This window comes from Phaeobacter sp. G2 (assembly GCA_025163595.1).
Lineage (GTDB): Bacteria > Pseudomonadota > Alphaproteobacteria > Rhodobacterales > Rhodobacteraceae > Pseudophaeobacter.
The window spans coordinates 1,944,023-1,969,585 of sequence record CP104100.1 but is presented as its reverse complement, the minus strand read 5'-3'; the positions used below and the strand labels follow the sequence as shown (position 1 = coordinate 1,969,585).

The window sequence follows — 25,563 nt, the reverse complement described above, 5'->3', positions numbered from 1 at the left end:
GGTCCTCATATTTGTTTCCTGTCCGCCCCAACAGGGCGGCCAGGTGGATTATTCGTCGTCGTAACGGCCGTCTTTTTTGGCCTTCTTGGCAAAGTCGGTCTCATCCCCGGCGGCCAGCGAAGCAGCCTGCGCGATCCAACCATCCCGTTCGATACGACCTTTGAATTTCAAGCGGCTATCAACCCAGGCCACTTCGGCCGCGCCCCAACCGGCAATCTGATCAAAGTGGAAAAAGCCCAGATCGTTCAGGGTCTGCTCCAGCTTGGGACCAACGCCTTTCAGCAGTTTCAGATCATCGGGCAGGCCACCGCGCGCTTCTTTCAGCGTCTCAGGTTCTACCTCAGCAACCTCCGCAGCGGCAGCTGGTTTGGCTGCAGGCGCTTTTGCAGGCGCGGATTTTGCTGCAGGGGCAGGCTTTTTCGCCTCTTCAACCTGTTTGGCAACCGGTTTGGGCGCGTCAGGGGCTTTGGGAGGCTGGTCGGCGGCTGCACGACCGGCAACCACGCCATCCTTGCCAACCCAAGGGGTCAGCAAAGGCACTTCGTCGCCCTGAATGCGTTTGACGCTGTCGCCAATATCCATCGCCAGCTGCGCCGAGGCATTATACTGCGTCTTGCCGCTGTCATATTCAGCCAGCGAGGTCAGGCCGGACTGCGGCTCGGCTGCGTAGCGGCCATTTTGTGGCCCAGGCACAACTGTCTTGCCAGCGGCCAGATCATCCAGCATCTGGGCAAAGCCCTCTGCGGTGAGATCCTCAAAGTAGTCTTTGCCGATCTGCGCCATCGGCGCATTGGTGCAGGCGCCCAGGCATTCCACCTCTTCCCAGCTGAATTTGCCATCCGCAGACAGGGTATGCGGTTTTGCCGCGATCTTGTCCTTGCAGACCGCGATCAGATCCTCGGCGCCGCAGATCATACAAGACAGGGTGCCACAGATCTGCACATGGGCCACCGATCCGGTGGGCTGCATCTGGAACATGAAGTAGAACGAGGTGACTTCCAGCACCCGGATATAGGCCATACCCAGCATATCGGCGATATATTCAATCGCCGGCTTGGAGACCCAGCCTTCCTGCTCCTGTGCACGCCACAACAGCGGGATCACAGCCGAGGCCTGACGGCCTTCGGGGAATTTGGTCAATTGCGCCTCGGCCCATTTCTGGTTCGCGGGCGTGAAAGCAAAACTTTCGGGCTGTTCGGAATGAAGGCGACGAAGCATTAGCGGTCAATCTCTCCAAATACGACGTCCATGGTGCCGATGATGGCAGCGACGTCGGCCAGCTGGTGGCCTTTTGCAACGTGGTCCATGGCTTGCAGATGCAGGAAACCCGGCGCGCGGATCTTGCTGCGGTAGGGTTTGTTCGACCCATCTGCCACCAGATAGACGCCAAATTCGCCTTTGGGGGCTTCGACGGCGGCATAGACCTCACCGGCGGGCACATGGAAGCCTTCGGTGTAGAGTTTGAAATGGTGAATGAGGCTCTCCATCGAGGTCTTCATGTCACCGCGTTTCGGTGGGCTCAGCTTGCCCCGTGCCATCACATCGCCGGTGGCTTCACGCAGTTTGGCGATGGCCTGACGGATGATCGACAAGGACTGGCGCATCTCTTCCATGCGGACCAGATAACGATCATAGCAGTCGCCGTTCTTGCCCACAGGGATCTGGAACTCAAACTCGTCATAACATTCATAGGGCTGGGCGCGGCGCAGATCCCAGGCCATACCTGAGCCACGCACCATGACACCAGAGAAGCCCCAGTCGAGGATCTCTTGCTCGGTGACCACGCCAATGTCGCAGTTTCGCTGTTTGAAAATCCGGTTTTCGGTCAGCAATCCGTCGATATCGGCCAGAACTTTGGGGAATTCCAACGCCCAGAGGTCGATATCGTCCAGCAGATCATCGGGAATGTCCTGATGCACGCCTCCGGGACGGAAATAGGCCGCGTGCAGACGGGCACCGCAGGCGCGCTCGTAAAACACCATCAGCTTTTCGCGCTCTTCAAAGCCCCAGAGCGGCGGCGTCAGCGCGCCCACATCCATGGCCTGAGTGGTGACGTTCAGCAGGTGGTTCAGAATGCGGCCGATCTCGGAATACAAAACCCGGATCAACGAGCCACGGCGCGGCACTTCTACGCCGGTGAGTTTCTCAATCGCCAGACACCAGGCATGTTCCTGGTTCATCGGCGCCACATAGTCGAGCCGGTCAAAATACGGCAGGTTCTGCAGGTAGGTGCGGCTTTCCATCAGCTTTTCGGTGCCACGGTGCAGCAGGCCGATATGGGGATCGCAGCGTTCCACGATCTCACCGTCGAGCTCCAGCACCAGACGCAACACGCCGTGGGCCGCCGGGTGTTGCGGGCCAAAGTTGATGTTAAAGTTACGGATCTTCTGTTCGCCCGTCTGGGCGTCGTCGAATTTGGAGCCGTCCATTATTTTGCCCCCTCTTTTTCATCACCGGGCAGGATGTATTCGGCACCCTCCCAGGGAGACATGAAATCAAACTGACGGTATTCCTGCACCAGGCTCACCGGTTCATAGACAACGCGCTTTTCGGCCTCGTCGTAACGGACCTCGGTGTAGCCTGTGGTGGGGAAATCCTTGCGCAGGGGATAGCCGCGAAAGCCATAGTCGGTGAGAATGCGGCGCAGATCCGGGTGGCCCGAGAACAGGATACCAAACATGTCGAAAATTTCGCGCTCAAACCAATTGGCCGAGGGGTGCACATCGACAATCGAGGGCACCATATCGTCTTCGCGCACCGAAACCCGCAGGCGAATGCGCTGGTTTTGGTACATCGACAGGAAGTGATAGACCACATCAAAGCGTTTACCACGTTCCGGGTAATCCACCGCAGTGATATCCACCAGCGAAGAAAACTTGCAGGTGCTGTCGGTTTTCAGAAACTCAACCAGACCATTGATATTGGCCGGGGCCACATCAACGGTCAATTCATCAAAAGCGATATCCCAGGACAATACACAGTCAGGGCGTTTGGCTGCGATCTGAGTACCAAGTTCTTGCAGTGCTTCAGTCATTTATGTCTCTCCAGCCAGATCGCTTAGCGCACCAGGGTGCCGGTACGGCGGATTTTGCGCTGCAACTGCATCAGCCCATAAAGCAGGGCCTCAGCGGTGGGTGGGCAGCCCGGCACGTAGATATCAACTGGCACAATACGGTCACAGCCGCGCACAACCGAGTAGCTGTAGTGATAATATCCACCACCATTGGCGCAGGACCCCATCGAGATCACATAGCGTGGCTCGGGCATCTGGTCGTAGACCTTGCGCAGCGCTGGCGCCATTTTGTTGGTCAGGGTGCCGGCAACAATCATTACATCGGATTGGCGCGGGGAAGCGCGCGGGGCAATGCCAAAGCGTTCCGCATCGTAGCGCGGCATCGAGGTATGCATCATCTCAACCGCGCAGCAGGCCAGACCAAAGGTCATCCAGTGCAGCGACCCGGTGCGAGCCCAGTTGATAATGTCCTCCGTCGAGGTCAGCAGAAATCCCTTATCCTGCAGCTCGGCGTTCAGGGCCTGGGTGGCAACTTCCTTGTCGATCCCAGCGGTATTTGCTCCGGTCATCACTCCCATTCCAGAGCTCCCTTTTTCCACTCATAGGCAAAACCAATGGTCAGAACTGCCAGAAACACCATCATCGACCAGAAACCGGTATCGCTCATGTCCTTGAAGCCAACGGCCCAGGGAAACAGGAAGGCAATTTCCAAATCAAAAATGATGAAAAGAATCGACACCAGATAAAATCGCACATCGAATTTCATCCGGGCGTCATCAAAAGCGTTGAAACCGCACTCATAGGCGCTGACTTTTTCCGGGTCAGGATTGCGAACAGCCAGTACAACTGCCGCCAGAATAAGAACAATTCCCAGGCCGACTGCGACGACCAAAAACACCAAGATCGGGAGGTATTCCCGCAACATCTCTTCCACGAGTGGCTCCTTTCCGAGCGCGCGGCTTCTCGCGCGCCGTCAATTGGCGTGTTGACTTGCGCATGTGTCTACTCCCACCCCCCCCTATCGTCAACCAAACCAATGGTGAAGAAAGTGGCTTTCTGTACAAGTCGCGACCCTGCGGCATCACTTAACGCTATTTGGGCCAGCAGGGGTTAATTTCTTATTATTTCCATAAGGAAAGGCGCCATGATTTCTCACGGCGCCCTGAAAACTGACATTCAAAATACTGGTTAACGCCGCCCCTAGGCGGCTTGGCTCTGCTCTGCTGCGGACCTGCAACAGACAGGCCTCTGCCCAGGTTCACTCCAGGTTCAGCCCTGCCAACGAGGCTTACGCTTGTCAAAGAAGGCGCCGATGCCCTCTGAGGCCTCATCGCCCTCCCAGCGGCTGACCAAAGCGCCGATTGTCATGTCGATGGTCTCGTCATCCAGTCGTGGCCCCAGATCGCGGGTCAGTTTCTTTGCAGCCGCCACTGCGCCCGGAGCACAAGCCATATAGGGCAACACCTCGGCCTCGACCGCCGCCGCCAGATCCGCAGCGGGAACCGCCTTGGCCAAAAGCCCCAGCTCCACGGCTTCGGCAGCACCAAACAGGCGCGACGACATAAAGACCCGACGGGCGCGCGATTCTCCCATCCGTGCCACCACATAGGGGCCGATGGTGGCCGGGATCAAACCCAGCTTGGTCTCTGTCAGGCCCATCTTCAGATGATCGACACCAATGGCCACGTCACAGACCGACGCCATGCCAACGCCACCGCCAAAGGCATTGCCCTGGATGGCACCGATCAAGGGCTTTGGCAGCGTGTTCAGGATCTGCAGCATTTCTGCCAGGACCCGCGCCTCGGCGCCACGGGTGGCGGCATCTGCCTGCATCTGCTGCTGCATCCAGCCCAGATCACCCCCGGCACAAAAACTTTTGCCTGCACCCGTCAGCACCACAACGCGCACATCGTCATCCAAGGCCAGCTGCTGCGCCGCCGCTTTCAGCTCCTGCAGCATCTCGCCAGACATCGCATTGTGCTTTTCCGGACGGTTCAACGTCATGGTGGCAACGCCACGCGCGTCCTGTTCGATCAATACTGTCTTATACATTCTCAGTCCCTCTACCCTCTTCCCTCTGGCCCATGGTCTTAGACCCACATTAGCTGTCGCTGCGCATGGCCTGTGCCATCTCAGCCGCTTCAACCAGGACATCCCGGTCCAGGCCCGTCTCATAGCCGAGCCCCACCAGATGGTCCTGCACGGCCTCGGTGGCAACATTGCCTGCAGCGCCTGGCGCATAGGGGCACCCGCCCAGGCCACCTACCGCCGCATCAAACACCCGAACCCCCTGCGCCAGAGATGCCTCGATATTGTCCAAGGCGCGTCCAGACGTGTCGTGATAATGGCCGGCCAGATGGCTGACCGGCACCCGTTTCGTTACGGCAGACAGCATTTTGCTGATGGTTTCCGGCGTGCCCTGCCCGATGGTGTCGCCCAGTGACACCTCATAGCAGCCCAGCAGATGCAGCGTTTCAGCCACCAAAGCCACCTGATCTGGATCCGTTGGTCCGTCAAACGGGCAATCAGTGACACAGGACACATAGCCCCGCACCGGCAGCTTGATGGCTGCGGCGGCCTGCAGAATGGGCTTGAACCGTTCAATGCTCTCGGTGATGGAGGCATTGATATTGGCACGGGAAAATCCCTCCGAGGCCGAGGCAAACACCGCGATTTCATCCGCCCCTGCCGCTACCGCATCCGTGTAGCCACGCATATTGGGCGTCAGAGCCGCATAAGACACGCCCGGCGCACGGCTGATCCCGGCCAGAACCTCACCGCTGCCTGCCATCTGTGGCACCCATTTCGGCGACACAAAGCTGGCCACTTCTATCCGGCGAAAGCCAGCCTGGGACAGGCAGTCCACCAAAGCGATTTTCTCTGCCACCGGGATGGCGCGCTTTTCATTCTGCAGCCCGTCGCGCGGTCCCATCTCGAAGATCTCGACAGATTGGCTCATGGCGGATCCTTCCCTCTTCATCTTTCCAAAATAATCAAACGGCCCAATCAGCAGCCCGCGCCTCAGTCCTCTTCCAGGCGCACCAGGGCCGCCCCTGCCTCAACCTGATCACCACCCGCAGCCAGCACCTCAGCGACAACGCCGTCGCGCGCCGCCAGCAGCGAATGCTCCATCTTCATCGCTTCCAGAATGGCCAGTCGGTCGCCTTCTTTCACCACATCGCCAGCCTTAGCAAAAACCGCTTTCACCAGCCCCGGCATCGGCGCCACAATCACATTGAGATCGCCGCCGGCAGTGGCATCGCGGTCCAGCGGGTCGATCACCTCAAAGACGTGACCATATCCATCGAACACGGTGATTGTATTGCCCGCCTGGGCCATCGGAGGCAAACGATCCCCGCTCAGCACCCATGTGCCGTCAGTGCAATAGGCGCAGATCTGATCCTCGGGATGGTCCGGAAACTCCCAGATCTGAAAGTCAGGCCCATCCACCTGGACCGTGGCCTCAAAGACCTCGCCCTGATAGCTGAGATGCACCGAGCGGCGCAGGTCGGACCACAGGGTAAAGCCAGCTGTGCTATCCAGGTCCACCAGGCCCAAGGCCTGCATTCCTGCGGCAGCCTTGTGTTCAAATTTCACCTGCGGCACCTGCACCAGCTGGTCCAGATCCCGTGCAATGAGCCCCGTGTCCACATCACCGGCAGCAAACCCATCATGGGTCGCCAGCGCGCCCAGGAATGCCAGGTTGGTGACCGTGCCGCCCACCTCGGTCGCCGCCAGCGCCTGGGACAGGCGCGACAGGGCGATGTCGCGCGTCGGCCCATGCACAATCACCTTGGAGATCATCGGATCATACCAAGGGCTAATGGTATCGCCCGCACGCACGCCGCTGTCGGCCCGGCAATTGGCGGGGAATTTGAGATGGGTCAGGGTGCCGGTGGCTGGCAAAAAGCCCTTTGGCACATCCTCGGCATAGAGCCGCGCCTCAAAGGCATGGCCGTTGATCGACAGCTCATCTTGCTGTTTCGGCAGGCTCTCCCCTGCGGCGACGCGCAGCTGCCACTCCACCAGATCGACGCCGGTGATCAGCTCTGATACCGGGTGTTCCACCTGCAGGCGGGTGTTCATTTCCATGAACCAGAACCCATCGGCGCGCAGACCGTTGCTGCCATCGACGATGAACTCCACCGTCCCGGCGCCCTTGTAGCCGATGGCCTCGGCGGCGCGCACGCCGGCCTCGCCCATTGCGGCGCGCATTTCATCCGTCATTCCCGGCGCCGGGGCTTCCTCGATCACCTTTTGATGGCGGCGCTGCAGGGAACAGTCACGTTCAAACAGATGTACCGCCTGGGTGCCATCGCCAAAGACCTGGATTTCGATATGGCGCGGTTGCTGGATGTATTTTTCGATCAAGACATCCGGATTGCCAAAGGCGGTTGTCGCCTCGCCCTGGGCACTGGCCAGCGCCTCGGCAAACTCGGCAGGTGCTTCGACCAGGCGCATGCCCTTGCCGCCACCGCCGGCGACCGCCTTGATCAGCACAGGATAGCCAATCTTGTCGGCCTCGCCTTTCAGGAAATCCGCATCCTGGTTGCTGCCGTGATAGCCAGGCACAACCGGCACGCCTGCCTGTTCCATCAGCACCTTGGCGGCGTCTTTGAGACCCATTTTGCGGATCGCATCGGCCGAAGGGCCGATAAAGGCAAGGCCAGCCGCCTGCACCGCATCAACAAATTCAGGATTCTCCGACAGGAAACCATACCCTGGATGGATCGCCTGGGCGCCGGTGGCCTTGGCCATGGCAATGATCTCGTCGCCCAACAGATAACTGTCGGCTGGGGCCGGACCATGGCCGATGTGGCAGGCTTCATCCGCCATGGCCACATGTTTCGCGGCGCGGTCCGCATCAGAATAGACGGCCACGGTTTTGACACCCATGGCGCGGGCGGTTTCCATCACCCGGCAGGCGATCTCGCCGCGGTTGGCAATCAGAATTTTATCAAACATGGGGTTGGGTCCTTTGTTTGGAAGGTCGGTCCGGGGGCGCTGCCCCCGGACCCCCGAGGTATTTTTGGAAAGATGAAAGACGCGCGCTTACATGCGGAAGACGCCAAAGCGTGTTTCGTCGATCTCGGCATTGAGAGCGGCACGCAGGGACAGGGCCAGCACATCGCGGCTTTTGCGCGGGTCGATGATACCGTCGTCCCAGAGCCGCGCCGAGGCATAAAGCGGGTGGCTTTGCTCTTCGAACATATCGATTGTTGGCTGTTTGAACTGCGCTTCTTCATCCGCTGACCAGCTGCCGCCCTGACGTTCGATAGCGTCCCGTTTTACTGTTGCCAGCACGCCTGCGGCCTGTTCGCCCCCCATCACTGAGATGCGGGAATTGGGCCAGGTCCACAGGAAACGGGGCTGATAGGCCCGTCCTGCCATGCCGTAGTTGCCCGCGCCAAAAGAGCCGCCTACCAGCATGGTGATCTTGGGAACATTGGTGGAGGCCACGGCGGTGACCATTTTGGCGCCATGGCGGGCGATGCCTTCGTTCTCATATTTGCGGCCCACCATGAAGCCGGTGATGTTTTGCAAAAAGACCAGCGGGATTTTGCGTTGCGAGCAAAGCTCGACAAAATGGGCGCCCTTCTGCGCCGCTTCAGAGAACAGCACACCATTGTTGGCGATGATCCCCACGGGGCAACCTTTGACATGGGCAAAACCGGTGACCAGAGTTTCCCCGTAGCGCGGTTTGAACTCGTCAAAGCGCGAGCCGTCCACCAGCCGGGCGATGACTTCGCGGATGTCATAGGGGGTACGCAGATCGCCGGGCACCACACCGAGAATCTCTGCCGGGTCATAGGCTGGCTCTTCGGGGGAGGCCCAGTTTACGGTTTGCGGCTTGATGATATTGAGCGACTGCACCGCACGGCGCGCCAGGGCCAGGGCATGGGCGTCATCTTCGGCCAGGTAGTCGGCAACACCGGACAGGCGGGTGTGCACATCGCCGCCGCCGAGATCTTCGGCCGAGACCACTTCGCCAGTGGCGGCTTTGACCAGAGGGGGGCCCGCCAGGAAGATGGTGCCCTGTTCTTTGACGATGATGGTGACATCGGACATCGCAGGCACATAGGCGCCCCCGGCGGTACAGGAGCCCATGACCACGGCGATTTGCGGGATGCCCTTGGCGGACATGCGCGCCTGATTGTAAAAGATACGGCCAAAGTGGTCGCGGTCCGGGAAAACCTCATCCTGCTGCGGCAGGTTGGCACCGCCGCTGTCCACCAGATAGATGCAAGGCAGGCAGTTTTCCTCGGCAATCTCTTGCGCCCGCAGGTGTTTTTTCACCGTCATCGGGAAATAGGTGCCGCCCTTTACGGTGGCATCGTTGCAGACCACCATGACCTCTTGGCCATGCACCCGCCCGATACCGGCGATGACACCTGCAGCCGGGGCCGCGTTGTCATACATGTTATGGGCAGCTGTCGCTCCGATCTCGAGGAAGGGAGAGCCTGGATCCAGTAGGTTCGCCACCCGGCGGCGTGGCAGCATCTTGCCCCGGCCCTCATGGCGAGCGCGGGATTTTTCACCACCGCCCAGGCGGGCGGCCTCTGCCGCGTCGTCGATCTGGCCAAGCGCCTCAAGATGCGCAGCCTGATTGGCCTTAAAGGCTTCGGAGGAAGGCATTGCCTTGGATTTGAGTTTCATATTTGCGTCCTTCTCACCTGTTACGGTTTGATTGGTGGCGTTCAACCACGCGGAGTTTGAACCATTTCAAAAGCGCCGTTTGATAAGCGCAGAGTTCGGCGGCGTTCAGGCCTGCAACCTGAGTCGTGGAGCAATCCCCCTGCGGCGTCGCCTGTGGCCACAGATCGGCAAATGCAGACGGGGCTTCAGCCTGCTCGGAGGCCTCACGATAGGTGCTTTCAATACGAGCGCCGTCCTGTTCCAGCCAGGAGGTCACATCAGCGAGACAATCTCCCTCAGACTGCATCTCCCGACCCATGTTGCAAAGTTCCCTCGCTTTAGAAACACAAAGCTGAAGCATTGGAGTTTGCAGAGGGCCATCGAGGGTACGACTGCTGCAGGCCACGAGATACCCCTCAGTATCAAAACCCGGGCTTGGGTGCCTGTCCGCCGCTGCCAAGATGGGGGCTAGAACCAGTGCCAGGGCGGCAACACAGGATTGAATGATTCTCATGCCCCGACCTCCCCAGCAGCCCGCGCTTTCAGCTCTTTGCGAATGACCTTGCCGGTCACGGTCATCGGAAGGGCCTCCAAAAAGGTGATTTCGCGGGGGTAGGAATACTGGGCCAGACGGTGCTTCACGTAGTCCTGCAGCTCTTTTTCGCTGGCGACGGCGCCGTCTTTCAGCACCACATAGGCTTTGACGATCTCGGTGCGCAGCGGATCAGGCTTGCCGACAACGCCCACGGTCGCGACGCTGGGGTGGGTCATCAGGCAGTCTTCGATCTCTGCAGGGCCGATGCGATAGCCAGCTGAGGTGATCACGTCATCCTCGCGGCCGACAAAACGCAGGAAGTCACCCTCCCAGATGCCGCGATCGCCCGTTACCAGCCAGTCGCCGTGAAACTTCGCGGCTGTCTCATCGGGCCGGTTCCAATACTCCAGCATCATCGAGGCCGAGCCGCGCCGCACAGCGACATCGCCTTCTGCGCTGGTTGGTTTGCCCGCGGAATCAAGCACCGCCAATTGATGCCCCGGCACGGCCTTGCCGATGCAACCGGGACGCGGCGGGTAGTCGACACCACAGGAGGAAGCCACCATGTTACATTCGGTTTGGCCGTAGAACTCATTGATGGTCACGCCAAAGCTCGACTGGCCCCAAGCGAGCATCTCTGCGCCCAGGGGCTCTCCGCCAGACGCAACCGAGCGCAGGCCGTCGAGCCCCTGCCCTGCCGCTTTCAACATGCGCAGCGCGGTGGGGGGGAAGAACACATTGCGCACCTCGCCACGGCGCACCAGATCGGCGCAGGCCTCAGGGGTGAATTTGTCGAGCCGGGCGGCAACAACCGGCACGCCCAGCGCCAGACCCGGCATCAGGACGTCGAACAGCCCGCCAATCCAGGCCCAGTCCGCCGGGGTCCAAAGACAGTCCCCTTGCTGGCCCAAATGGTCATGACTGATCGCCACGCCGGGCAAATGCCCGGTCAGCACCCGATGCCCATGCAGCGCGCCTTTGGGGCTACCAGTCGTCCCGGAGGTATAGATCAAAATGGCCGGAGTGTCGGGCTTGGTCTGCGCAAAGGCCACCGCCTGCCCCGGCAGGGACACCTGATCCACCATCACCGCTTCGGCCAGATCGCCCAGCAGCTCCGCGCCCTCGGGATCCGTCAACACAAAGGACACCCCTGCATCCCCTGCCCGCGAGGCCAGAGCGTCGCGTTTGAACAATTTGAAAAGCGGCACCGAAATGGCCCCCAGCTTCCAGATCGCCAGATGCGCGGCGGCGCACCAGGGGGATTGGCTCAGCAGAACGCCTACCCGGTCACCGGGCTGAATACGAGTCAGCAGGTAACGCGCCAGCCCATCGACCATCTCAGCCAGGTCCCCATTGCTGATATCTCGCCGCTCAGCCCCGGTGAGATCAATCAGCGCCAGGGCGTCTGGGTCCTGCGCCAGGGCCTGCGCCGCCATATTCAACTGGTCCGGCAAGCGCCAAGACCCATCCGCAGCCAGTCCAATTGCGGCCAGTCGATCCGCGGCCGGTCCAGTTCCGGCCTGTGCAAAAGCTGCTTTTGTCATGTGACATTCCCAAAATGCATAGCCGATATGCTTATTTTCCCTGTGTTTCCAAAGGGAAAGCGACCGCCTCTTTGATCCAGATCAGAGCGCGTTTTTGATTTTGGGCGCAGATAGATCGGGTAAATACAAGAAAAGGGACTCTCCCCATGAAACGCTCTGCTTCCATCCTGGCCTTGGCAACAGCCTGCACTGTTCTGGCTGTACCGGCCTTTGCGCAATCGCAAGGTGATTGGACCTTTGGTGTTGGTGTCATCAACGTCAACCCCAAGTCCGACAACGGCACATTGGCTGGTGCCCCAGCGACAATGACCGACGACACGCAGATCTCTTTGACTGCAGAGTATTTCATCCGCGACAACCTCGGTATCGAATTGCTGGCGGCAACTCCGTTTGAGCACGACATCAACATCGGCGGCGCCTTTGCCGGCACCTCCAAGCAGCTGCCGCCCACCCTGTCGATCAACTACCACTTCCCCACCAAGGGCAACATCAAACCCTTCATCGGTGCTGGCATCAACTACACCACCTTCTTTGAAGAGCAGTCCGCTCTTGGTGTTCTGGAGCTCAAGGACAGCTGGGGGTTTGCACTGCAGGCTGGTGCCGACTGGCAGATCTCTGACAATGGCGCTCTGCGCCTGAACGTCCGCTATATGGACATCGACTCCGATGCATTCCTGAACGGTGCCTCGATCGGCAAAGCCGAAATCGATCCGGTCACCATTGGTGTCAGCTACGTTCACAGGTTCTGATCCTTTGATCTAATATCTATCGGTGGGCCCCTGCGGGCCTGCCAACCCGATAAGCAAAACCCCACCTGGCCTCCCTCGGACAGGTGGGGCTTTCTGTATCTTACATGGTGCCCATCAGCTCACGACCGATCAGCATGCGGCGGATTTCAGAGGTGCCCGCCCCAATTTCCATCAGCTTGGCATCACGGAAGATCCGGCCCACTGGATTGTCGGACAGATAGCCCGCCCCGCCCAGCGCCTGTACCGCCTGATGCGCCTGCACCATCGCCTGCTCGGAGGCATAGAGGCAGCACGCCGCCGCATCCTGCCGGGTCACGGTGCCCTTGTCGCAGGCCTTGGCCACCTCGTAGATATAGGCACGGGCCGAATTCATCGCCGTATACATATCGGCGATCTTGCCCTGCATCAGCTGGAAGTTCCCAATGGGCTGACCAAACTGTTTGCGTTCTGCCAGGTAGGGCATCATTTCATCCATACAGGCGGCCATGATACCGGTGCCGATGCCCGCCAGAACCACACGTTCATAGTCCAGACCAGACATCAGAACCTTGACGCCCCGGCCCTCTTCGCCCAGCACGTTTTCAAAGGGCACTTCACAGTCTTCAAAGATCAGCTCGGCGGTGTTGGACCCACGCATGCCCAGCTTGTCGAAATGCGGCGAGGTGGAAAAGCCTTTGAAATCCTTCTCGATGATAAAGGCGGTAATCCCCTTGGAGCCCGCATCCGGGTCGGTTTTGGCATAGACCACCAGCGTGTCGGCGTCAGGACCGTTGGTGATCCAGTACTTGTTACCGTTCAACCGGTAGTGATCATTGCGCTTTTCCGCCCGCAGCGACATCGACACCACATCCGAACCGGCGCCCGCTTCGGACATCGCCAGCGCCCCAACATGCTGACCGGAAACCAGGCCCGGCAGGTATTTCTTTTTCTGCTCATCCGTGGCGTTCAGCTTGATCTGATTGACACAGAGATTGGAATGCGCCCCGTAGGACAGCGACACAGAAGCACTGGCCCGAGCCACTTCTTCCACCGCAACCGTATGGGCCAGATAGGACATGCCCGCGCCGCCGAACTCTTCCGGTACGGTGATGCCCAGCATGCCAAGCTCCCCCATTTCCGTCCACAGTTCCGGGGGGAATTCGTTCTTCTGGTCGATTTCCTGCGCCATCGGTTTGACACGGTCCTGCGCCCAGCGATGCACCATGTCACGCAGTGCATTTACCTCATCCCCAAGATCGAATTGCATGCTTGCATTGAACATTGCCCGCTCCCTTTTCCAAGCTATCTGTCAAATTATCTGAACACCTGTTCATTTACTAGCCGCAAAGGTCGATTCGGGTCAATCCCCAGCCCTCCGGTCTTTGCCGCACTGGACAAAACACCACAGCCAGAACGCAAAGCCGCCCCGCAGGCGCTGCTGCGCCAATAGTGGTCGCTGATCAGGGTTTTACGGACAGCGGCGGCAGCCTGGTCTCAAAGATTGAGGATTTCACAATAGAGGTATGGGTCTCGGCCCGGTCGTGGAACGGCAGTAGAATGTCATCCAATTCGGCCACATCCGCCAGGGCCAGACGGGCGACATAACAATCATCGCCAGTGACACGGTCACAGGACATGAACCGCGGCTGCTCCTGGATCATGCGCTCCACCATATGAAGCTGGCCACTGCGTGGCTTGATCCTAACCTGGGCCTGAATGGTATAGCCCAGCTCCCGAAGATCCAGTCGGGTGCCAAAGCCGAGAATATAACCGGTATCTTTGAGCCGCCGCAGCCGTTCACCCACTGCGGGACCAGACAGCCCTACCTGCTTACCAATATCTGATAGGCTGGCACGGCCATCACCATCGAGAATCTCGATAATGGCGCAGTCAGTTTGATCCAGTAATTTCGACATGAAGGCAGGTTAGAAAGATCGGCGACGTTTTGAAAGCTCTTTGTCTCCTCCGCCTTTGCCATGCCGGGGACAAAGCCGCTGCAGATGCCTAGATTCTCCCTATCAAACACACAGGAGATACCCATGGACGTGCAACGCATTGCAGCATTCAGCACAGGCCCCGAGGGCGGCAACCCCGCCGGCGTGGTTTTGCTACAGGAAGATCTGACAACAAAAGATATGGCGCGCATCGCGGCAGAGGTCGGCTATTCGGAGACCGCCTTTGCGGTGGCCAAGGATGACACCGGGAACGCCTGGCGGGTCCGCTACTTTTCACCCGAATCCGAAGTTCCCTTTTGCGGCCACGCGACAATTGCCCTGGGCGCAGCCCTTGGCCAGCATCACGGCGCCGGAACCTACGCGTTAGAGCTCAACAACAGTGCAATTACGGTGGATGCAACCCCCGCCGACGACGCTATGGACAGTGCAATGATGGCGACGCTGTCTTCGCCCCCGACCAAAAGCAGCGCAATCCAGCCGCAGGAGCTTGAGGATGCGATGGCGCTGTTTGGCCTCACAAGCGACGATCTTGACCCGCGCCTGGCCCCAGCGCGTATCCATGGTGGAGCAGATCACATCCTGCTGCCTCTCAAGAACCGCGCCACCCTCGCCGCGATGAGCTATGATCTGGATGCGGGGCGCCAGGTCATGCGCCAACATGAGCTGGTGACGATCATGCTGGCCTATATCGAAACGGATCAGACCTTTGTGGTGCGCAATGCCTTTGCTTCGGGGGGCGTTCTGGAAGACCCCGCCACTGGCGCCGCAGCCGCAGCCTTTGCCGGGTATCTGCGGGACGCGGGCTGGCCACATGGTGGCGCGCTGACCATTCGCCAGGGCGAGGACATGGGCAGCCCTTCCCTTATCCATGTGGCACTGGATGACACCACTGGTGCATCAGTTCGGGTCTCCGGGAGTGCCCGGGCAATCGGGTAACAATCCGGTAAAAAGACCACACAGATCAGGAAAGACCGGGCACCGCGGGTGCGCCGGTCTTTTCTTTATTGCACCTTGGGAACGGTCCTGGGGCTGCTATTGCGCCCTCAAGCAGCCCGTAAGCAGCTAACAAGCAAACACCTATCCTGGCCGGGCTTACCCCGCCTGATAGACCGTCCCCACCTCAGAGCGAATGATCCGCGCAATCTGTGCGCAGTCTTCTAAGCTAAAGGTCAGCGGCACCCGCATATCCAGGATTGCCGCCAGAATGCGGTCACTTTTGGGTAGGCTTTGTGCCGCCGCGTAGCGCCAGCTGTCATAGCGCGAGGTAAAGCCCACAGGCTCGGCGCCGCCAAACCATTTGAGCTCAACTCCGCGCCGCGCACAGCGGCTGATCACTTCGGCGATGCTGTCTGCGCTCCAGTCCAGCAACAGAAACTGAATGGAAGAGCCGACATAGCGCTCTGCCTGCGGGCGCTCCACCAGCGTCAGGCCGGGCGTGTCGCGCAGCCCCGCCTCGACGGTCTGGTAGCGAGCATTCCAACGCTCCACCTGACGATCCAGATCGGCCAGTTGCGGCCGCAGGATTGCCGCGCGCAGATTGTCCATGCGGCCGGAAATATTCGGGGTCTCATACTTCACCCGCTCAAAGACCTCAGGATCGGGCGCCGCCAGATGGCGCTCATAAAGCATATAAGAGCCCGAGAGCATGATGGCGCGGGCCGCGACCTCTGCATCGTCGGTGATCAACAGGCCACCTTCACCGGAATTCACATGCTTATAGGTTTGGCAGGAATAACAGCCCACGGCCCCCACCCGCCCTGAGGCGACGCCGTTCCAGGCCGCCCCCATGGTATGGGCGCAATCCTCGATGACGGTGATGCCAGCGGCGTCGCAGATCTGCATCAGGCGATCCATGTCGCACAGATGACCGCGCATGTGGCTCAGCATCAGCACCGAAGCCTGATCCGCCTTGGCCGCCAGATCCTCCAGATCAATGGTCAGCTCTTCCGTCACCCCAACAAAGACCGGCGTGGCGCCCACAGCCGCGATGGATCCCGGCACCGGCGCCAGGGTAAAGGCATTGGTCAGCACCCGATCGCCGTGCTTTACACCAATCGCGCGCAGGGCCGTGGCCAGGGCATAGCCCCCCGAGGCCACAGCCAGACAGTATTTTGCCCCGACCTGCGCGGCAAACTCCTGCTCCAGCAACGCTGTTTCGCCCAGCTCTGCCTCAGTGACATTATAGCGGTGCAGGCGCCCGTGGCGCAGGACATTCAAAGCGGCCTCGATGGCTGCCTCGGGAAGTGCTTCTTGCTGGGTGAAGCTGCCGGTAAATTTCTCGCTCATGGCCCGTTTGTGAGCCGCCGCCCGCCGAGGGTCAAGGGGAACAATTCCGCCTGCAGCCCCGCTGACAGGGGGCAGGATCAGCCGATCAAGCGGGCGACCACCTCCGGCAGATCCTCATAGCGGTCTAGCAGCGCCTCGGGGTTCAGCGCCGCCATATCACCGCCGGCAGGACCAAAGGTAACCAGCACCGACGGCACCCCCGCATTGGCCGAGGTGTTGCGGTCGGTGTCACTGTCGCCAATCAAAATGGTGCGGGCCGGATCGCCCCCTGCCCGGCGCGCGGCCTCAAACAGCGGTTCGGGGTCGGGCTTTCGCACCGCCAGCGTATCCGCCCCCACCAGTGAGGCAAAGGCCTGCCGCACCCCCAGCGCGCGCATCAGCTGCTCGGCCAGGGCTTCGGGTTTATTGGTGCAGATGCCCACGCCGTAGCCCGCCTGTTTCAGGGCTTCAACCGCCTCCATGGCGCCGGGATAAAGGTAGCTGTGGTGGTCAATCGCGTCGCGGTAGGCCTCCAGCAGCACCGGGTAGTAGTCCTCGACCTTTTGGGGATCGTAGATACCGGCCCGCTTCATCCCCGCCGTCAGCATCATCTTGCCGCCGCGCAGCGCCGTGGCCGCATCCCCAGGCTGGGTCAGGATATCACCCAGCCCCATATGGCGAAAACAGGCATTGGCCGCCGCCAAAAGATCCCCGGATGTATCCGCTAAGGTCCCATCAAGATCAAAGATAACTGTACGCATATTGCCTCCGTTCGGCGCCTTTTCGCTGCCCTTTATTGCAAGCCGCAACCTTCTTTGATGGCAGATTGGCTTGCACCTTTGCTGTTAGCGGATAGAACGGGGGCGTTAAAAGTCAAAGAGAAAACTGATAATGAGCACTGCCCTTGTCGTCCTTGCCGCAGGCAAAGGCACCCGAATGAATTCTGATATCCCCAAGGTTTTGCACCCCATTGCCCAGGGCTCGATGCTGGAGCACGCTCTGGCCGCTGGTCGCGCCCTGGATCCTGAGCGGGTGATTGTCGTCGCCGGGCACGAGGCCGAGGCGGTCCGTGCCGCCGTAGCCGAGATTGACGAGAATGCCGAAGTTGTGTTGCAGGAAGAGCAGCTTGGCACCGCCCATGCGGTGGATCAGGCCCGCGCCGCGCTGACAGGCTTTAGCGGCGATGTTGTGGTGCTTTATGGCGACACGCCCTTTGTCAGCGCCGAAACACTGGAACGCATGGTCGCTGCGCGGGCGCAGGCGGATCTGGTGGTGCTGGGCTTTCACGCCGCAGACCCGGCGCGCTATGGCCGCCTGCTGATGCAGGGCGACAGCCTGGAACGCATTGTCGAGTTCAAAGACGCGTCAGAAGCAGAACGCGCCGTGGATTTCTGCAACTCCGGCCTGATGGCCTGTGATGCGGATCTGATGTTTGATCTGCTGGCCAAGATTGGCAACGAAAACGCCTCCGGTGAATATTATCTCACCGATCTGGTGGAACTTGCTCGCGCCCAAGAGCGCTCGGTCACTGCCATTGCCTGCGATGAAAGCGAAACCCTGGGGGTGAACTCGCGCGCGGATCTGGCCGCTGCGGATGCGGTTTTCCAGACCAAAGCCCGGGCTGAATTGTTGGATCTGGGTGTCACCCTGATGGCGCCCGAGACGGTTTACCTGGCCTTTGACACGGTCATTGGCCGCGACACGGTGATCGAACCCAATGTAGTCTTTGGCCCCGGTGTCACCGTGGAAAGCGGCGCTGTCATTCGCGCCTTTTCCCACCTGGAAGGCTGCCATGTCAGCCGCGGCGCCAAGGTCGGTCCCTATGCCCGCCTGCGCCCCGGCGCGGAACTGGCCGAAAACACCCACATCGGCAATTTTGTCGAAATCAAAAACGCCGAAATCGCCGAAGGTGCCAAGGTCAACCATCTGAGCTATATCGGCGATGCCACGGTGGGTAAGGAAAGCAATATTGGCGCTGGCACCATCACCTGCAACTACGACGGGGTGATGAAACACCGCACCAAAATTGGTGCCCGCAGCTTTATCGGCTCCAACACATTGCTGGTGGCCCCCGTCACCCTGGGCACTGAAACCATGACCGGTTCTGGCACGGTGGTGACCAAAGACGTCGAAGATGGCGCGCTGGCGCTCTCACGCACCCGGCAAGAGAATAAGCCCGGCTACGCCTATAAACTGATGGACATGCTGCGCGCCAAAAAGGCCCGGCTGACAAAAGGATCTGAGTAGATGTGTGGTATCGTTGGTGTTCTTGGTAAACATGAAGCGGCTCCCATTCTGGTCGAAGCCCTGAAGCGGCTGGAATATCGCGGCTATGACAGTGCAGGCATTGCCACCGTGAACGATGGTAAACTGGCGCGACGGCGTGCCCTGGGCAAACTGGTCAACCTGAACGACCTGCTGGTCCACGAACCTCTGCCGGGGAAATCTGGCATCGGCCATACCCGCTGGGCCACCCATGGGGTGCCCTCGGTCAGCAATGCCCACCCGCACCGGGCCGGGGCAGTGGCAGTTGTGCACAATGGCATCATTGAAAACTACCGCGAACTGCGCGCCGAACTGACGGGCTGCGGCATCGAGTTTCAGACCGAAACCGATACCGAAACCGTGGCGCTGCTGGCCCAGCGCTATCTCTCCGAGGGCGCCACTCCGATTGAAGCCGCCAACAAGACCCTGGACCAGTTGCAAGGCGCCTTTGCACTGGCCTTTTTGTTTGATGGCGAAGACGACCTGATGGTTGCCGCCCGCAAAGGCTCGCCCCTGGCTGTGGGCCATGGCGATGGGGAGATGTTTGTCGGCAGTGACGCCATTGCTCTGGCGCCGCTCACAGATCGCGTCACCTATTTGGATGAGGGCGACCGGGTCTATCTGACCCGCACCAGCATCGAGATCCGCGATGCCAACGGCGCCCTGGCCAATCGCCCGATGAAGACCATCCAGATCGACGCCTCGCAGGTCGATAAGGCGGGTCACAAGCACTATATGGCCAAAGAGATCGCCGAACAGCCCACCGTGATTGCCGAAGCCATCCGCCACTATTTGCCAGTGGGTGAAGACGCCGTGCATCTGCCCGGAGAGGGCATTGATTTTTCAAAAATCGAGCGGCTGACCATGGTGGCCTGCGGCACCGCCTTTTATGCCTGCCTCACTGCCAAATACTGGTTCGAGCAGATCGCCCGCTTGCCGGTCGAGGTCGATATCGCCTCGGAGTTCCGCTACCGGGAGCCGCCCATTTCGGGCAAAACAGCGGCGCTGTTTGTCTCGCAATCCGGTGAAACCGCAGACACCCTTGCCGCGTTGCGCTACTGCGAAGGCAAAGCAGACAAGATTCTGTCCGTGGTCAATGTACCCGAAAGTTCAATCGCGCGCGAAAGCGATCTGGCCCTGCCCATTCACGCAGGTGTTGAAATCGGCGTCGCCTCGACCAAGGCCTTTACCTGCCAGCTGAGCGTTCTGCTGATGCTGGCGCTCAAGGCGGCAACGGACCGCGGCACAATCTCAGCTGAGGATCTGCAGGCACATATCTCTGCCCTGCGTGGCCTGCCCAATGTGCTGGCGGCCGGGTTGGAACAGAATGACACCATTCGTCAGGCGGCACAAAAGCTGAGCGAGGCCCGCGACGTGCTGTTCCTGGGCCGTGGTTTGATGTTCCCGCTGGCGCTGGAAGGCGCGCTCAAGCTCAAGGAAATCAGCTATATTCATGCCGAGGCCTATGCCTCAGGTGAGCTCAAGCACGGTCCCATTGCGCTGATTGACAAGCAGATGCCAGTGGTGGTCATGGCGCCAAAGGATGGGCTTTTTGACAAATCGGTCTCCAATATGCAGGAGGTCATGGCCCGCAAAGGCAAGGTGCTGTTGATCTCGGATGCGGCTGGGCTTAAGGAGGGCGGAGACGGCACCTGGGAAACCATCCAGATGCCACAGGTGCACGATAGCCTGACGCCCATCCTTTATGCGCTGCCAGCCCAGATGCTGGCCTATCACACCGCGGTGGCCAAAGGCACCGATGTGGATCAGCCGCGCAATCTAGCCAAATCCGTTACGGTGGAGTAACCTGATGACCCTTGAAGATGCCCTGAACGAGTTGAACGCCGCTTTTGAGCCCGGTCGCGCCGAACAGATGGTGAGCTACCACAAGCAAAAGCGCATCGTCCTGGGCATCCCCAATACCGCCATCAATGACATCACCAAGGGCTGGCGCCAGACCCTGACGCTGGAAGATCGCGTCACCCTGGCGGATGAGTTGTGGAAAACAGATGTGTTTGAAGCCCGCATTGCCGCAGGCAAGCTGCTCACCCAGGCGCGGATCCAGGATGACGCGGCGGTCTGGGAGCTGCTGCAAAGCTGGCTGCCTGATTTTGACAGCTGGGCCATTGCCGATCACGCCTGCATGGCAATGCAAAAACGCCTGACCGCAGATCCCGCACGGCTGGATGAGGTCGAGGCCTGGACCAGCTCTGATCACATGTGGACCCGGCGCGCTGCCCTGGTGGCCTGCCTGCCCTGGGCCAAGCTCAACAACCTCAAACCCGAAGATCAGTCCCGGCGCGACCGTATCTTAGGCTGGGCGGCCTCTTATGTGCCGGATCGCAACTGGTTCCTGCAAAAGGCCATTGCCTGGTGGGTGCGTGATCTCAGCAAACATGACGCCGCCGCCAGCCGCGCATTTCTGATTGCAAACGGCGCCGGGATGAAGCCCTTTGCCCGCAAAGAGGCGGCCAAATACCTGAAAGAGCCCATCGACTATCCCGATCTGGTGTCCCCAGTGGTTGCAGCGGACGATGCGGCAGAGGTCGAGATCTCCGACGGCGCAGACACCAGCCAGCCGAGCTCCTGAGCTCAGCCTGCTGGCAGCACTTCGACTTCAATCAGTTCGGTCAGCGGCGCCCCAAGCGCCCGCATGGCGCCAATCGACAGCCGACCGCTAGAGCCGCCTGTGGTTGCCGGTTTCAGCGTCACGGTGACTTGTTTGCCATTGGCGCTGCGCAACCGGGCGATCTGTTGGGTTGTAACCAGGGACGTCTCCATCCACAGGCCGGGAATCGCAGGGTCCCCCAAAGAGGCCACCGTCTGTGCCCGCCCCTGGAACCGCGCAGAAACAGGCGCACTTCCCGCACTCGGGGCCAGGTCAGTCGCGCTGACCGCAGCAGGGTCCTGCACAATAGCGCCCTGTTGCAGGCTTTCATCGCTCGGAATGGCCGACAAAGGCGCACCGGGATCACGTTGCGGTGTCTGTACCGCCGCGCCGGAAGCGCCTCCCAAAATATCGGAATTCCACTGCAAGGTATTGCAACCACTCAAAAACACCAAAGGTGCCATGACAAATAATATCTGTTTCATAGGGCAAGCCTAGCTTTGACGCTGCCCTAATGCCAGCACCAAAACGCAGTCTATCCTTGCCCTAGGCGGGACTGCGCCTTAGCTATAGGCCTATGAATGCCCCACTGATTGATCCCTTCGCCCGCGCCATCACCTATCTGCGCGTTTCAGTCACCGACAGGTGCGATTTCCGCTGCGTGTACTGCATGTCGGAAAACATGACCTTTCTGCCCAAGAAGGAGCTGCTGACCCTGGAAGAACTGGATCTGTTATGTTCCAGCTTTATCAAAATGGGGGTGCAAAAGCTGCGTATCACCGGGGGCGAACCACTGGTGCGCCGGGGCATTATGACCTTCTTTGAAAGCATGACCCGGCATCTGGACAGCGGCGCGCTCAAGGAGCTGACCCTGACCACCAATGGCTCGCAGCTGGAAAAATACGCCGACGCGCTGTTTGCTGCCGGAGTGCGCCGGGTCAATATTTCGCTCGACACGCTGGATGACGACAAATTTGCCCGCGTCACCCGCTGGGGTCGGCTGCCGCAGGTTCTGCGGGGTATTGATGCGGCGCAAAAGGCCGGGCTGCGGGTCAAGATTAATGCCGTCGCCCTGAAAGATTTCAACGAGGCCGAGCTGCCCGCCATCACCCGCTGGTGCGCCGAGCGCGATCTGGATCTCACCTGGATCGAAGTCATGCCCATGGGCGAGGACATGGGGGATGAGAACCGCATCGGCCAGTTCTGGTCGCTCAAAGACGTGCGGGCCGAGTATGAAAACCACTATACTGTGACCGATCTGACCGAACGCACTGGCGGTCCGGCGCGCTATGTGCGGCTGGAAGAAACCGGTCAGAAGATCGGCTTTATCACTCCGCTCAGCCATAACTTCTGCGAAAGCTGCAATCGGGTGCGCATCACCTGCACTGGCGAGATTTATACCTGCCTTGGTCAGGAAGGCTCTGCCGATCTGCGTGCACCACTGCGCGCCAGCCAGGATGGCACCGAGCTGCTGGAACAGGCCATCCGCGCCGCCATTGGCGACAAACCCAAAGGCCATGATTTTGACTATTCCCGGCAGCAGGTTGGCGGAACAATCACCCGCCACATGAGCCACACCGGCGGCTAAGCGGAACGTGATGAGCAAGCCTGACCAAACAGCACCGCCAACGCTGCTGTTTTACAGCTATCGCGCCTTGACCAGGCTGCTGGCGCCTTTTGCCTATCGCAAAGTTGCAACAAAACTCGCGGCCCATGGGGTGAGCGACCGGCGCCAGCGCGAAAGGCTGGGTCATGCCAGCCTACCCCGTCCAGACCTTGCAGCCTCTGCGCCGCTGATCTGGTTTCATGGTGCCTCCGTGGGCGAAAGCCTGGCTGCCATCACCTTGATCAACCGATTACATACCCGCTTACCAGCTGCGCGGTTTTTGCTGACCTCCGGCACGGCGACCTCGGCGACGATGGCCGCTAAACGTCTGCCGGACTGCGCCCAGCACCAGTTTGCGCCGCTGGATTCACCCAGCGCAGTGGGCCGGTTCCTGGCCCATTGGCGCCCGGATGCCGGGATTTTTGTCGAAAGCGAGCTTTGGCCGGTGACCCTGTCGGCTGCCAAGGCAGGTGGTACCCGGCTGGCGCTGGTCAATGCCCGCCTGTCTGCCAAATCCGTTGCAGGCTGGCGGAAGAAACTGCCAACGGCGCGCTACCTGATGGGGCTGTTTGATCTTTTGCTGACCCAGAACCAACAGGTGGCCAAAGATCTTCTGTCGCTTGGGGCGGATCCGGCGCGGGTGTTTCCCAGTGGCAATCTCAAGGCCGGGGCCGCCGCCCTGCCGGACTCGCCTGGTCTGCTGGGGGAGATGCGCACCGCCCTTGCTGGACGTCCGCTGTGGATTGCTAGCTCCACCCACAAAGGTGAAGAAGAAGCGGTGCTGGACGCCCATAAGGTGCTGTTGCAGGATCATCCCGATCTCTGCCTTTTCCTGATCCCGCGCCACCCCGAACGCGCCGATGAAATTGGCGCCAAGATTACCCAGGCTGGGCTGGCTTATGCAAAACGCAGCACTGGCACGGCGCTGACACCTGACACTCAGGTCTATCTGGCCGATACCCTCGGCGAGCTCGGCAGCTGGTATGCCCTGTCCCCTATTGTGTTTCTTGGTGGATCATTGCGGCCCATTGGCGGGCATAACCCCTTTGAAGTTGCCCGGGCCGGGGCAGCGGTGCTCACCGGGCCGGGCTATAGCAACTTCATCGAAACCTACCCGCCGATGATTGCGGCCGGCGGCGCGACGCAAGTGCACGATGCCCTAGAGCTGGCACAGGCGGTCGATCTGTGGCTGACCCAGCCGGAGCAGCTGCAAAACGCCCGCAACGCCGCGCGCCACTATGTAGCGGAACAATCCGGCCAGCTGGATGTGGTGGTAGATCGGTTGATCAGCAGCCTTGGTCTGAATGCGCCTGAAAGAACCCCATGACTGAGCTTTTTGTCACCAATTTCAACAAGAACTTCACCGGGGTCTCGGCCACGGCGGCCAATGTTCTGCGCCAACAGGTTGCACTGCACGATGTGCAGTTGGTTGGCCGCCCCCTGCCCGGCTGCCCCGCTCCGATCGCCGTCAAACGCGCCCAGCAGCTGTCGGCCACAGCCCCCGGCACCTATCCCTTTGCCATCTGGCACGTGCGCCGCAATACTGAGATGCGCTCTGCAATCTGGGCGCGCGATGTGCTGCGCCTGCCGATCCGCATTGTCTTTACCTCTGCGGCGCTGCGCCGACACTCGGCTTTTCCCCGCTGGTTGATTTCGCGCATGGATGCGGTTGTTGCCACCTCGCAAGAGGCCGCCAGCTTTGTGCCCCATGTGCGCGCCGTGGTGCCTCATGGGGTCGATACCAAGACCTTTACCCCGGCCATAGATCGCCGCGCCGCCTGGCAGGCGCTTGGGCTTGGCGGCGATATAGGTATTGCCAGCATTGGCAGAATTCGCCCGGAAAAAGGCACCGATCTATTTGTCGAGGCCATGTTGCAGCTGTTGCCGCAGCTTCCCGGCGCCACGGCGCTGGTTCTGGGACGGGCCACGCGCGAGCATCAGGGCTTTCTCAAGGGATTACAGGAGCGGATCAAGGCTGCCGGTCTGACGAAACGCATTCTGTTTCCCGGTGAAATCCCCGCCGCCGACCTGCCGCAAACCATGCGGGCGCTATCACTGGTGATGCAATTGCCCCGCTACGAGGGCTACGGCATGGTGCCTTTGGAGGGCATGGCCAGTGCTGTTCCCTTTGTTGGCTCTGAGGCAGGCTATTATCAAGTCTTTTCCGGCCAGGGGCGCGCAGGGAGAATTGTGCCGCAAGTGGCCCCAGCTGAGGCCGCAGAGGCAGCCCTGACGCTGCTACGAGATCCGAATCACTATCAGGCCATGTGCCACAACGCCCGCGAGATCGCCGTTGAAAGCTTTAGCGCCAGCCGCGAAGCCCAGGGAATCGAAGAGGTCTATCAGGCGCTTTGGGCCACAGGCTAGCGCCAAAAAAACAGGCAAAAGCCACGACCATAGGGACAGGC

At 60.2% G+C, this 25,563-nt stretch carries 24 protein-coding genes; 8 read left to right on the top strand and 16 right to left on the bottom strand.

The annotated features are described in order from the left end of the window. Window positions 1–48: 48 nt before the first annotated feature. The 11 genes from N1037_09370 to N1037_09320 all read right to left on the bottom strand — a co-directional run bounded on the left by N1037_09370 (window position 49) and on the right by N1037_09320 (window position 11,728). Window positions 49–1,218, bottom strand: coding sequence for an NADH-quinone oxidoreductase subunit E (locus N1037_09370; protein ID UWS81199.1), 1,170 nt, complete (start codon window positions 1,216–1,218; stop codon window positions 49–51). After that, window positions 1,218–2,429 carry an NADH-quinone oxidoreductase subunit D gene (locus tag N1037_09365; GenBank protein UWS81198.1) on the bottom strand — a complete coding sequence of 404 codons (1,212 nt, stop codon included), beginning with the start codon at window positions 2,427–2,429 and terminating at the stop codon, window positions 1,218–1,220. The genes N1037_09370 and N1037_09365 overlap by 1 nt, the downstream gene beginning before the upstream one ends. Further along, window positions 2,429–3,034, bottom strand: coding sequence for an NADH-quinone oxidoreductase subunit C (locus N1037_09360; protein ID UWS81197.1), 606 nt, complete (start codon window positions 3,032–3,034; stop codon window positions 2,429–2,431). The genes N1037_09365 and N1037_09360 overlap by 1 nt, the downstream gene beginning before the upstream one ends. Before the next feature lie 23 nt (window positions 3,035–3,057). Then, window positions 3,058–3,591, bottom strand: a complete 534-nt coding sequence (locus N1037_09355) for an NADH-quinone oxidoreductase subunit B (protein UWS81196.1) — start codon at window positions 3,589–3,591, stop codon at window positions 3,058–3,060. Then, on the bottom strand, window positions 3,582–3,947 hold the full coding sequence (locus N1037_09350; protein ID UWS81195.1) for an NADH-quinone oxidoreductase subunit A: 366 nt from the start codon (window positions 3,945–3,947) through the stop codon (window positions 3,582–3,584). Before N1037_09350 ends, N1037_09355 begins: the two co-directional genes overlap by 10 nt. Window positions 3,948–4,282: 335 nt before the next feature. Next, on the bottom strand, window positions 4,283–5,065 hold the full coding sequence (locus N1037_09345; protein UWS81194.1) for a crotonase/enoyl-CoA hydratase family protein: 783 nt from the start codon (window positions 5,063–5,065) through the stop codon (window positions 4,283–4,285). 49 nt (window positions 5,066–5,114) lie between these two features. Next, a complete protein-coding gene (locus N1037_09340; protein UWS81193.1) occupies window positions 5,115–5,972 on the bottom strand; it encodes a hydroxymethylglutaryl-CoA lyase in 858 nt (285 codons plus the stop codon). A 62-nt stretch (window positions 5,973–6,034) separates the two neighbouring features. Beyond that, entirely contained in the window at window positions 6,035–7,978 is a 1,944-nt protein-coding gene (locus tag N1037_09335; protein ID UWS81192.1) for an acetyl/propionyl/methylcrotonyl-CoA carboxylase subunit alpha, read from the bottom strand. A gap of 87 nt (window positions 7,979–8,065) precedes the next feature. After that, window positions 8,066–9,670 carry a methylcrotonoyl-CoA carboxylase gene (locus N1037_09330; protein UWS81191.1) on the bottom strand — a complete coding sequence of 535 codons (1,605 nt, stop codon included), beginning with the start codon at window positions 9,668–9,670 and terminating at the stop codon, window positions 8,066–8,068. A 13-nt stretch (window positions 9,671–9,683) separates the two neighbouring features. Then, the gene (locus tag N1037_09325) at window positions 9,684–9,956 is read right to left on the bottom strand and encodes a hypothetical protein (protein UWS81190.1); all 273 of its coding nucleotides are present in this window, start codon (window positions 9,954–9,956) and stop codon (window positions 9,684–9,686) included. Between the two features lie 203 nt (window positions 9,957–10,159). Further along, window positions 10,160–11,728, bottom strand: coding sequence for an AMP-binding protein (locus N1037_09320; protein ID UWS81189.1), 1,569 nt, complete (start codon window positions 11,726–11,728; stop codon window positions 10,160–10,162). Window positions 11,729–11,874: 146 nt separating this feature from the next. Between N1037_09320 and N1037_09315 the strand changes: the two genes are divergently transcribed. Further along, window positions 11,875–12,477: an outer membrane beta-barrel protein gene (locus N1037_09315; GenBank protein UWS81188.1), complete on the top strand. Its 603-nt coding sequence runs from the start codon at window positions 11,875–11,877 to the stop codon at window positions 12,475–12,477. Between the two features lie 100 nt (window positions 12,478–12,577). Here the strand turns inward: N1037_09315 and N1037_09310 are convergent, their stop codons facing one another. Next, window positions 12,578–13,738: an isovaleryl-CoA dehydrogenase gene (locus tag N1037_09310; GenBank protein UWS81187.1), complete on the bottom strand. Its 1,161-nt coding sequence runs from the start codon at window positions 13,736–13,738 to the stop codon at window positions 12,578–12,580. Window positions 13,739–13,916: 178 nt separating this feature from the next. Next, entirely contained in the window at window positions 13,917–14,372 is a 456-nt protein-coding gene (locus N1037_09305) for an Lrp/AsnC family transcriptional regulator (GenBank protein ID UWS81186.1), read from the bottom strand. A 117-nt stretch (window positions 14,373–14,489) separates the two neighbouring features. Here N1037_09305 and N1037_09300 point away from each other — a divergent pair, with 117 nt between their 5' ends. Beyond that, the gene (locus N1037_09300) at window positions 14,490–15,347 is read left to right on the top strand and encodes a PhzF family phenazine biosynthesis protein (protein ID UWS81335.1); all 858 of its coding nucleotides are present in this window, start codon (window positions 14,490–14,492) and stop codon (window positions 15,345–15,347) included. Window positions 15,348–15,503: 156 nt separating this feature from the next. Here N1037_09300 and N1037_09295 read toward each other — a convergent pair whose 3' ends face one another. Together N1037_09295 and N1037_09290 are read right to left on the bottom strand one after the other, a co-directional pair. Then, window positions 15,504–16,697 carry a DegT/DnrJ/EryC1/StrS family aminotransferase gene (locus N1037_09295; protein UWS81185.1) on the bottom strand — a complete coding sequence of 398 codons (1,194 nt, stop codon included), beginning with the start codon at window positions 16,695–16,697 and terminating at the stop codon, window positions 15,504–15,506. Between the two features lie 77 nt (window positions 16,698–16,774). Continuing rightward, window positions 16,775–17,437 (bottom strand): HAD-IA family hydrolase, encoded by a 663-nt coding sequence (locus N1037_09290; protein ID UWS81184.1) that lies wholly within the window; start codon window positions 17,435–17,437, stop codon window positions 16,775–16,777. Window positions 17,438–17,567: 130 nt separating this feature from the next. Between N1037_09290 and glmU the strand changes: the two genes are divergently transcribed. The 3 genes from glmU to N1037_09275 are packed head-to-tail and all read left to right on the top strand — an operon-like array spanning window position 17,568 to window position 21,531. Continuing rightward, on the top strand, window positions 17,568–18,923 hold the full coding sequence (gene glmU / locus N1037_09285; GenBank protein ID UWS81183.1) for a bifunctional UDP-N-acetylglucosamine diphosphorylase/glucosamine-1-phosphate N-acetyltransferase GlmU: 1,356 nt from the start codon (window positions 17,568–17,570) through the stop codon (window positions 18,921–18,923). Continuing rightward, on the top strand, window positions 18,924–20,747 hold the full coding sequence (glmS, locus tag N1037_09280; protein UWS81182.1) for a glutamine--fructose-6-phosphate transaminase (isomerizing): 1,824 nt from the start codon (window positions 18,924–18,926) through the stop codon (window positions 20,745–20,747). A 4-nt stretch (window positions 20,748–20,751) separates the two neighbouring features. Next, window positions 20,752–21,531 carry a DNA alkylation repair protein gene (locus N1037_09275; GenBank protein UWS81181.1) on the top strand — a complete coding sequence of 260 codons (780 nt, stop codon included), beginning with the start codon at window positions 20,752–20,754 and terminating at the stop codon, window positions 21,529–21,531. Between the two features lie 2 nt (window positions 21,532–21,533). Here the strand turns inward: N1037_09275 and N1037_09270 are convergent, their stop codons facing one another. Continuing rightward, window positions 21,534–22,034: a hypothetical protein gene (locus N1037_09270; protein ID UWS81180.1), complete on the bottom strand. Its 501-nt coding sequence runs from the start codon at window positions 22,032–22,034 to the stop codon at window positions 21,534–21,536. Between the two features lie 92 nt (window positions 22,035–22,126). On the opposite strand from N1037_09270, the gene moaA reads away from it, so the two are divergent. Genes moaA through N1037_09255 form a run of 3 tightly spaced genes read left to right on the top strand, consistent with a single transcriptional unit; the run spans window position 22,127 to window position 25,522 of the window. Beyond that, window positions 22,127–23,137 carry a GTP 3',8-cyclase MoaA gene (gene moaA / locus N1037_09265; GenBank protein UWS81179.1) on the top strand — a complete coding sequence of 337 codons (1,011 nt, stop codon included), beginning with the start codon at window positions 22,127–22,129 and terminating at the stop codon, window positions 23,135–23,137. A gap of 10 nt (window positions 23,138–23,147) precedes the next feature. Beyond that, window positions 23,148–24,482 carry a 3-deoxy-D-manno-octulosonic acid transferase gene (locus N1037_09260; protein UWS81178.1) on the top strand — a complete coding sequence of 445 codons (1,335 nt, stop codon included), beginning with the start codon at window positions 23,148–23,150 and terminating at the stop codon, window positions 24,480–24,482. Further along, on the top strand, window positions 24,479–25,522 hold the full coding sequence (locus tag N1037_09255; GenBank protein UWS81177.1) for a glycosyltransferase family 4 protein: 1,044 nt from the start codon (window positions 24,479–24,481) through the stop codon (window positions 25,520–25,522). The genes N1037_09260 and N1037_09255 overlap by 4 nt, the downstream gene beginning before the upstream one ends. Window positions 25,523–25,563 lie beyond the last annotated feature (41 nt).

What these genes read in the sequence shown, in the direction of transcription:
- N1037_09370 (UWS81199.1), bottom strand. Translation starts at nt 1,218, where the DNA reads ATGCTTCGTCGCCTTCATTCCGAACAGCCCGAAAGTTTTGCTTTCACG.
- N1037_09365 (UWS81198.1), bottom strand. Translation starts at nt 2,429, where the DNA reads ATGGACGGCTCCAAATTCGACGACGCCCAGACGGGCGAACAGAAGATC.
- N1037_09360 (UWS81197.1), bottom strand. Translation starts at nt 3,034, where the DNA reads ATGACTGAAGCACTGCAAGAACTTGGTACTCAGATCGCAGCCAAACGC.
- N1037_09355 (UWS81196.1), bottom strand. Translation starts at nt 3,591, where the DNA reads ATGGGAGTGATGACCGGAGCAAATACCGCTGGGATCGACAAGGAAGTT.
- N1037_09345 (UWS81194.1), bottom strand. Translation starts at nt 5,065, where the DNA reads ATGTATAAGACAGTATTGATCGAACAGGACGCGCGTGGCGTTGCCACC.
- N1037_09340 (UWS81193.1), bottom strand. Translation starts at nt 5,972, where the DNA reads ATGAGCCAATCTGTCGAGATCTTCGAGATGGGACCGCGCGACGGGCTG.
- N1037_09335 (UWS81192.1), bottom strand. Translation starts at nt 7,978, where the DNA reads ATGTTTGATAAAATTCTGATTGCCAACCGCGGCGAGATCGCCTGCCGG.
- N1037_09330 (UWS81191.1), bottom strand. Translation starts at nt 9,670, where the DNA reads ATGAAACTCAAATCCAAGGCAATGCCTTCCTCCGAAGCCTTTAAGGCC.
- N1037_09325 (UWS81190.1), bottom strand. Translation starts at nt 9,956, where the DNA reads ATGCAGTCTGAGGGAGATTGTCTCGCTGATGTGACCTCCTGGCTGGAA.
- N1037_09320 (UWS81189.1), bottom strand. Translation starts at nt 11,728, where the DNA reads ATGACAAAAGCAGCTTTTGCACAGGCCGGAACTGGACCGGCCGCGGAT.
- N1037_09315 (UWS81188.1), top strand. Translation starts at nt 11,875, where the DNA reads ATGAAACGCTCTGCTTCCATCCTGGCCTTGGCAACAGCCTGCACTGTT.
- N1037_09310 (UWS81187.1), bottom strand. Translation starts at nt 13,738, where the DNA reads ATGTTCAATGCAAGCATGCAATTCGATCTTGGGGATGAGGTAAATGCA.
- N1037_09305 (UWS81186.1), bottom strand. Translation starts at nt 14,372, where the DNA reads ATGTCGAAATTACTGGATCAAACTGACTGCGCCATTATCGAGATTCTC.
- N1037_09295 (UWS81185.1), bottom strand. Translation starts at nt 16,697, where the DNA reads ATGAGCGAGAAATTTACCGGCAGCTTCACCCAGCAAGAAGCACTTCCC.
- N1037_09290 (UWS81184.1), bottom strand. Translation starts at nt 17,437, where the DNA reads ATGCGTACAGTTATCTTTGATCTTGATGGGACCTTAGCGGATACATCC.
- glmU (UWS81183.1), top strand. Translation starts at nt 17,568, where the DNA reads ATGAGCACTGCCCTTGTCGTCCTTGCCGCAGGCAAAGGCACCCGAATG.
- glmS (UWS81182.1), top strand. Translation starts at nt 18,924, where the DNA reads ATGTGTGGTATCGTTGGTGTTCTTGGTAAACATGAAGCGGCTCCCATT.
- N1037_09275 (UWS81181.1), top strand. Translation starts at nt 20,752, where the DNA reads ATGACCCTTGAAGATGCCCTGAACGAGTTGAACGCCGCTTTTGAGCCC.
- N1037_09270 (UWS81180.1), bottom strand. Translation starts at nt 22,034, where the DNA reads ATGAAACAGATATTATTTGTCATGGCACCTTTGGTGTTTTTGAGTGGT.
- moaA (UWS81179.1), top strand. Translation starts at nt 22,127, where the DNA reads ATGAATGCCCCACTGATTGATCCCTTCGCCCGCGCCATCACCTATCTG.
- N1037_09260 (UWS81178.1), top strand. Translation starts at nt 23,148, where the DNA reads ATGAGCAAGCCTGACCAAACAGCACCGCCAACGCTGCTGTTTTACAGC.
- N1037_09255 (UWS81177.1), top strand. Translation starts at nt 24,479, where the DNA reads ATGACTGAGCTTTTTGTCACCAATTTCAACAAGAACTTCACCGGGGTC.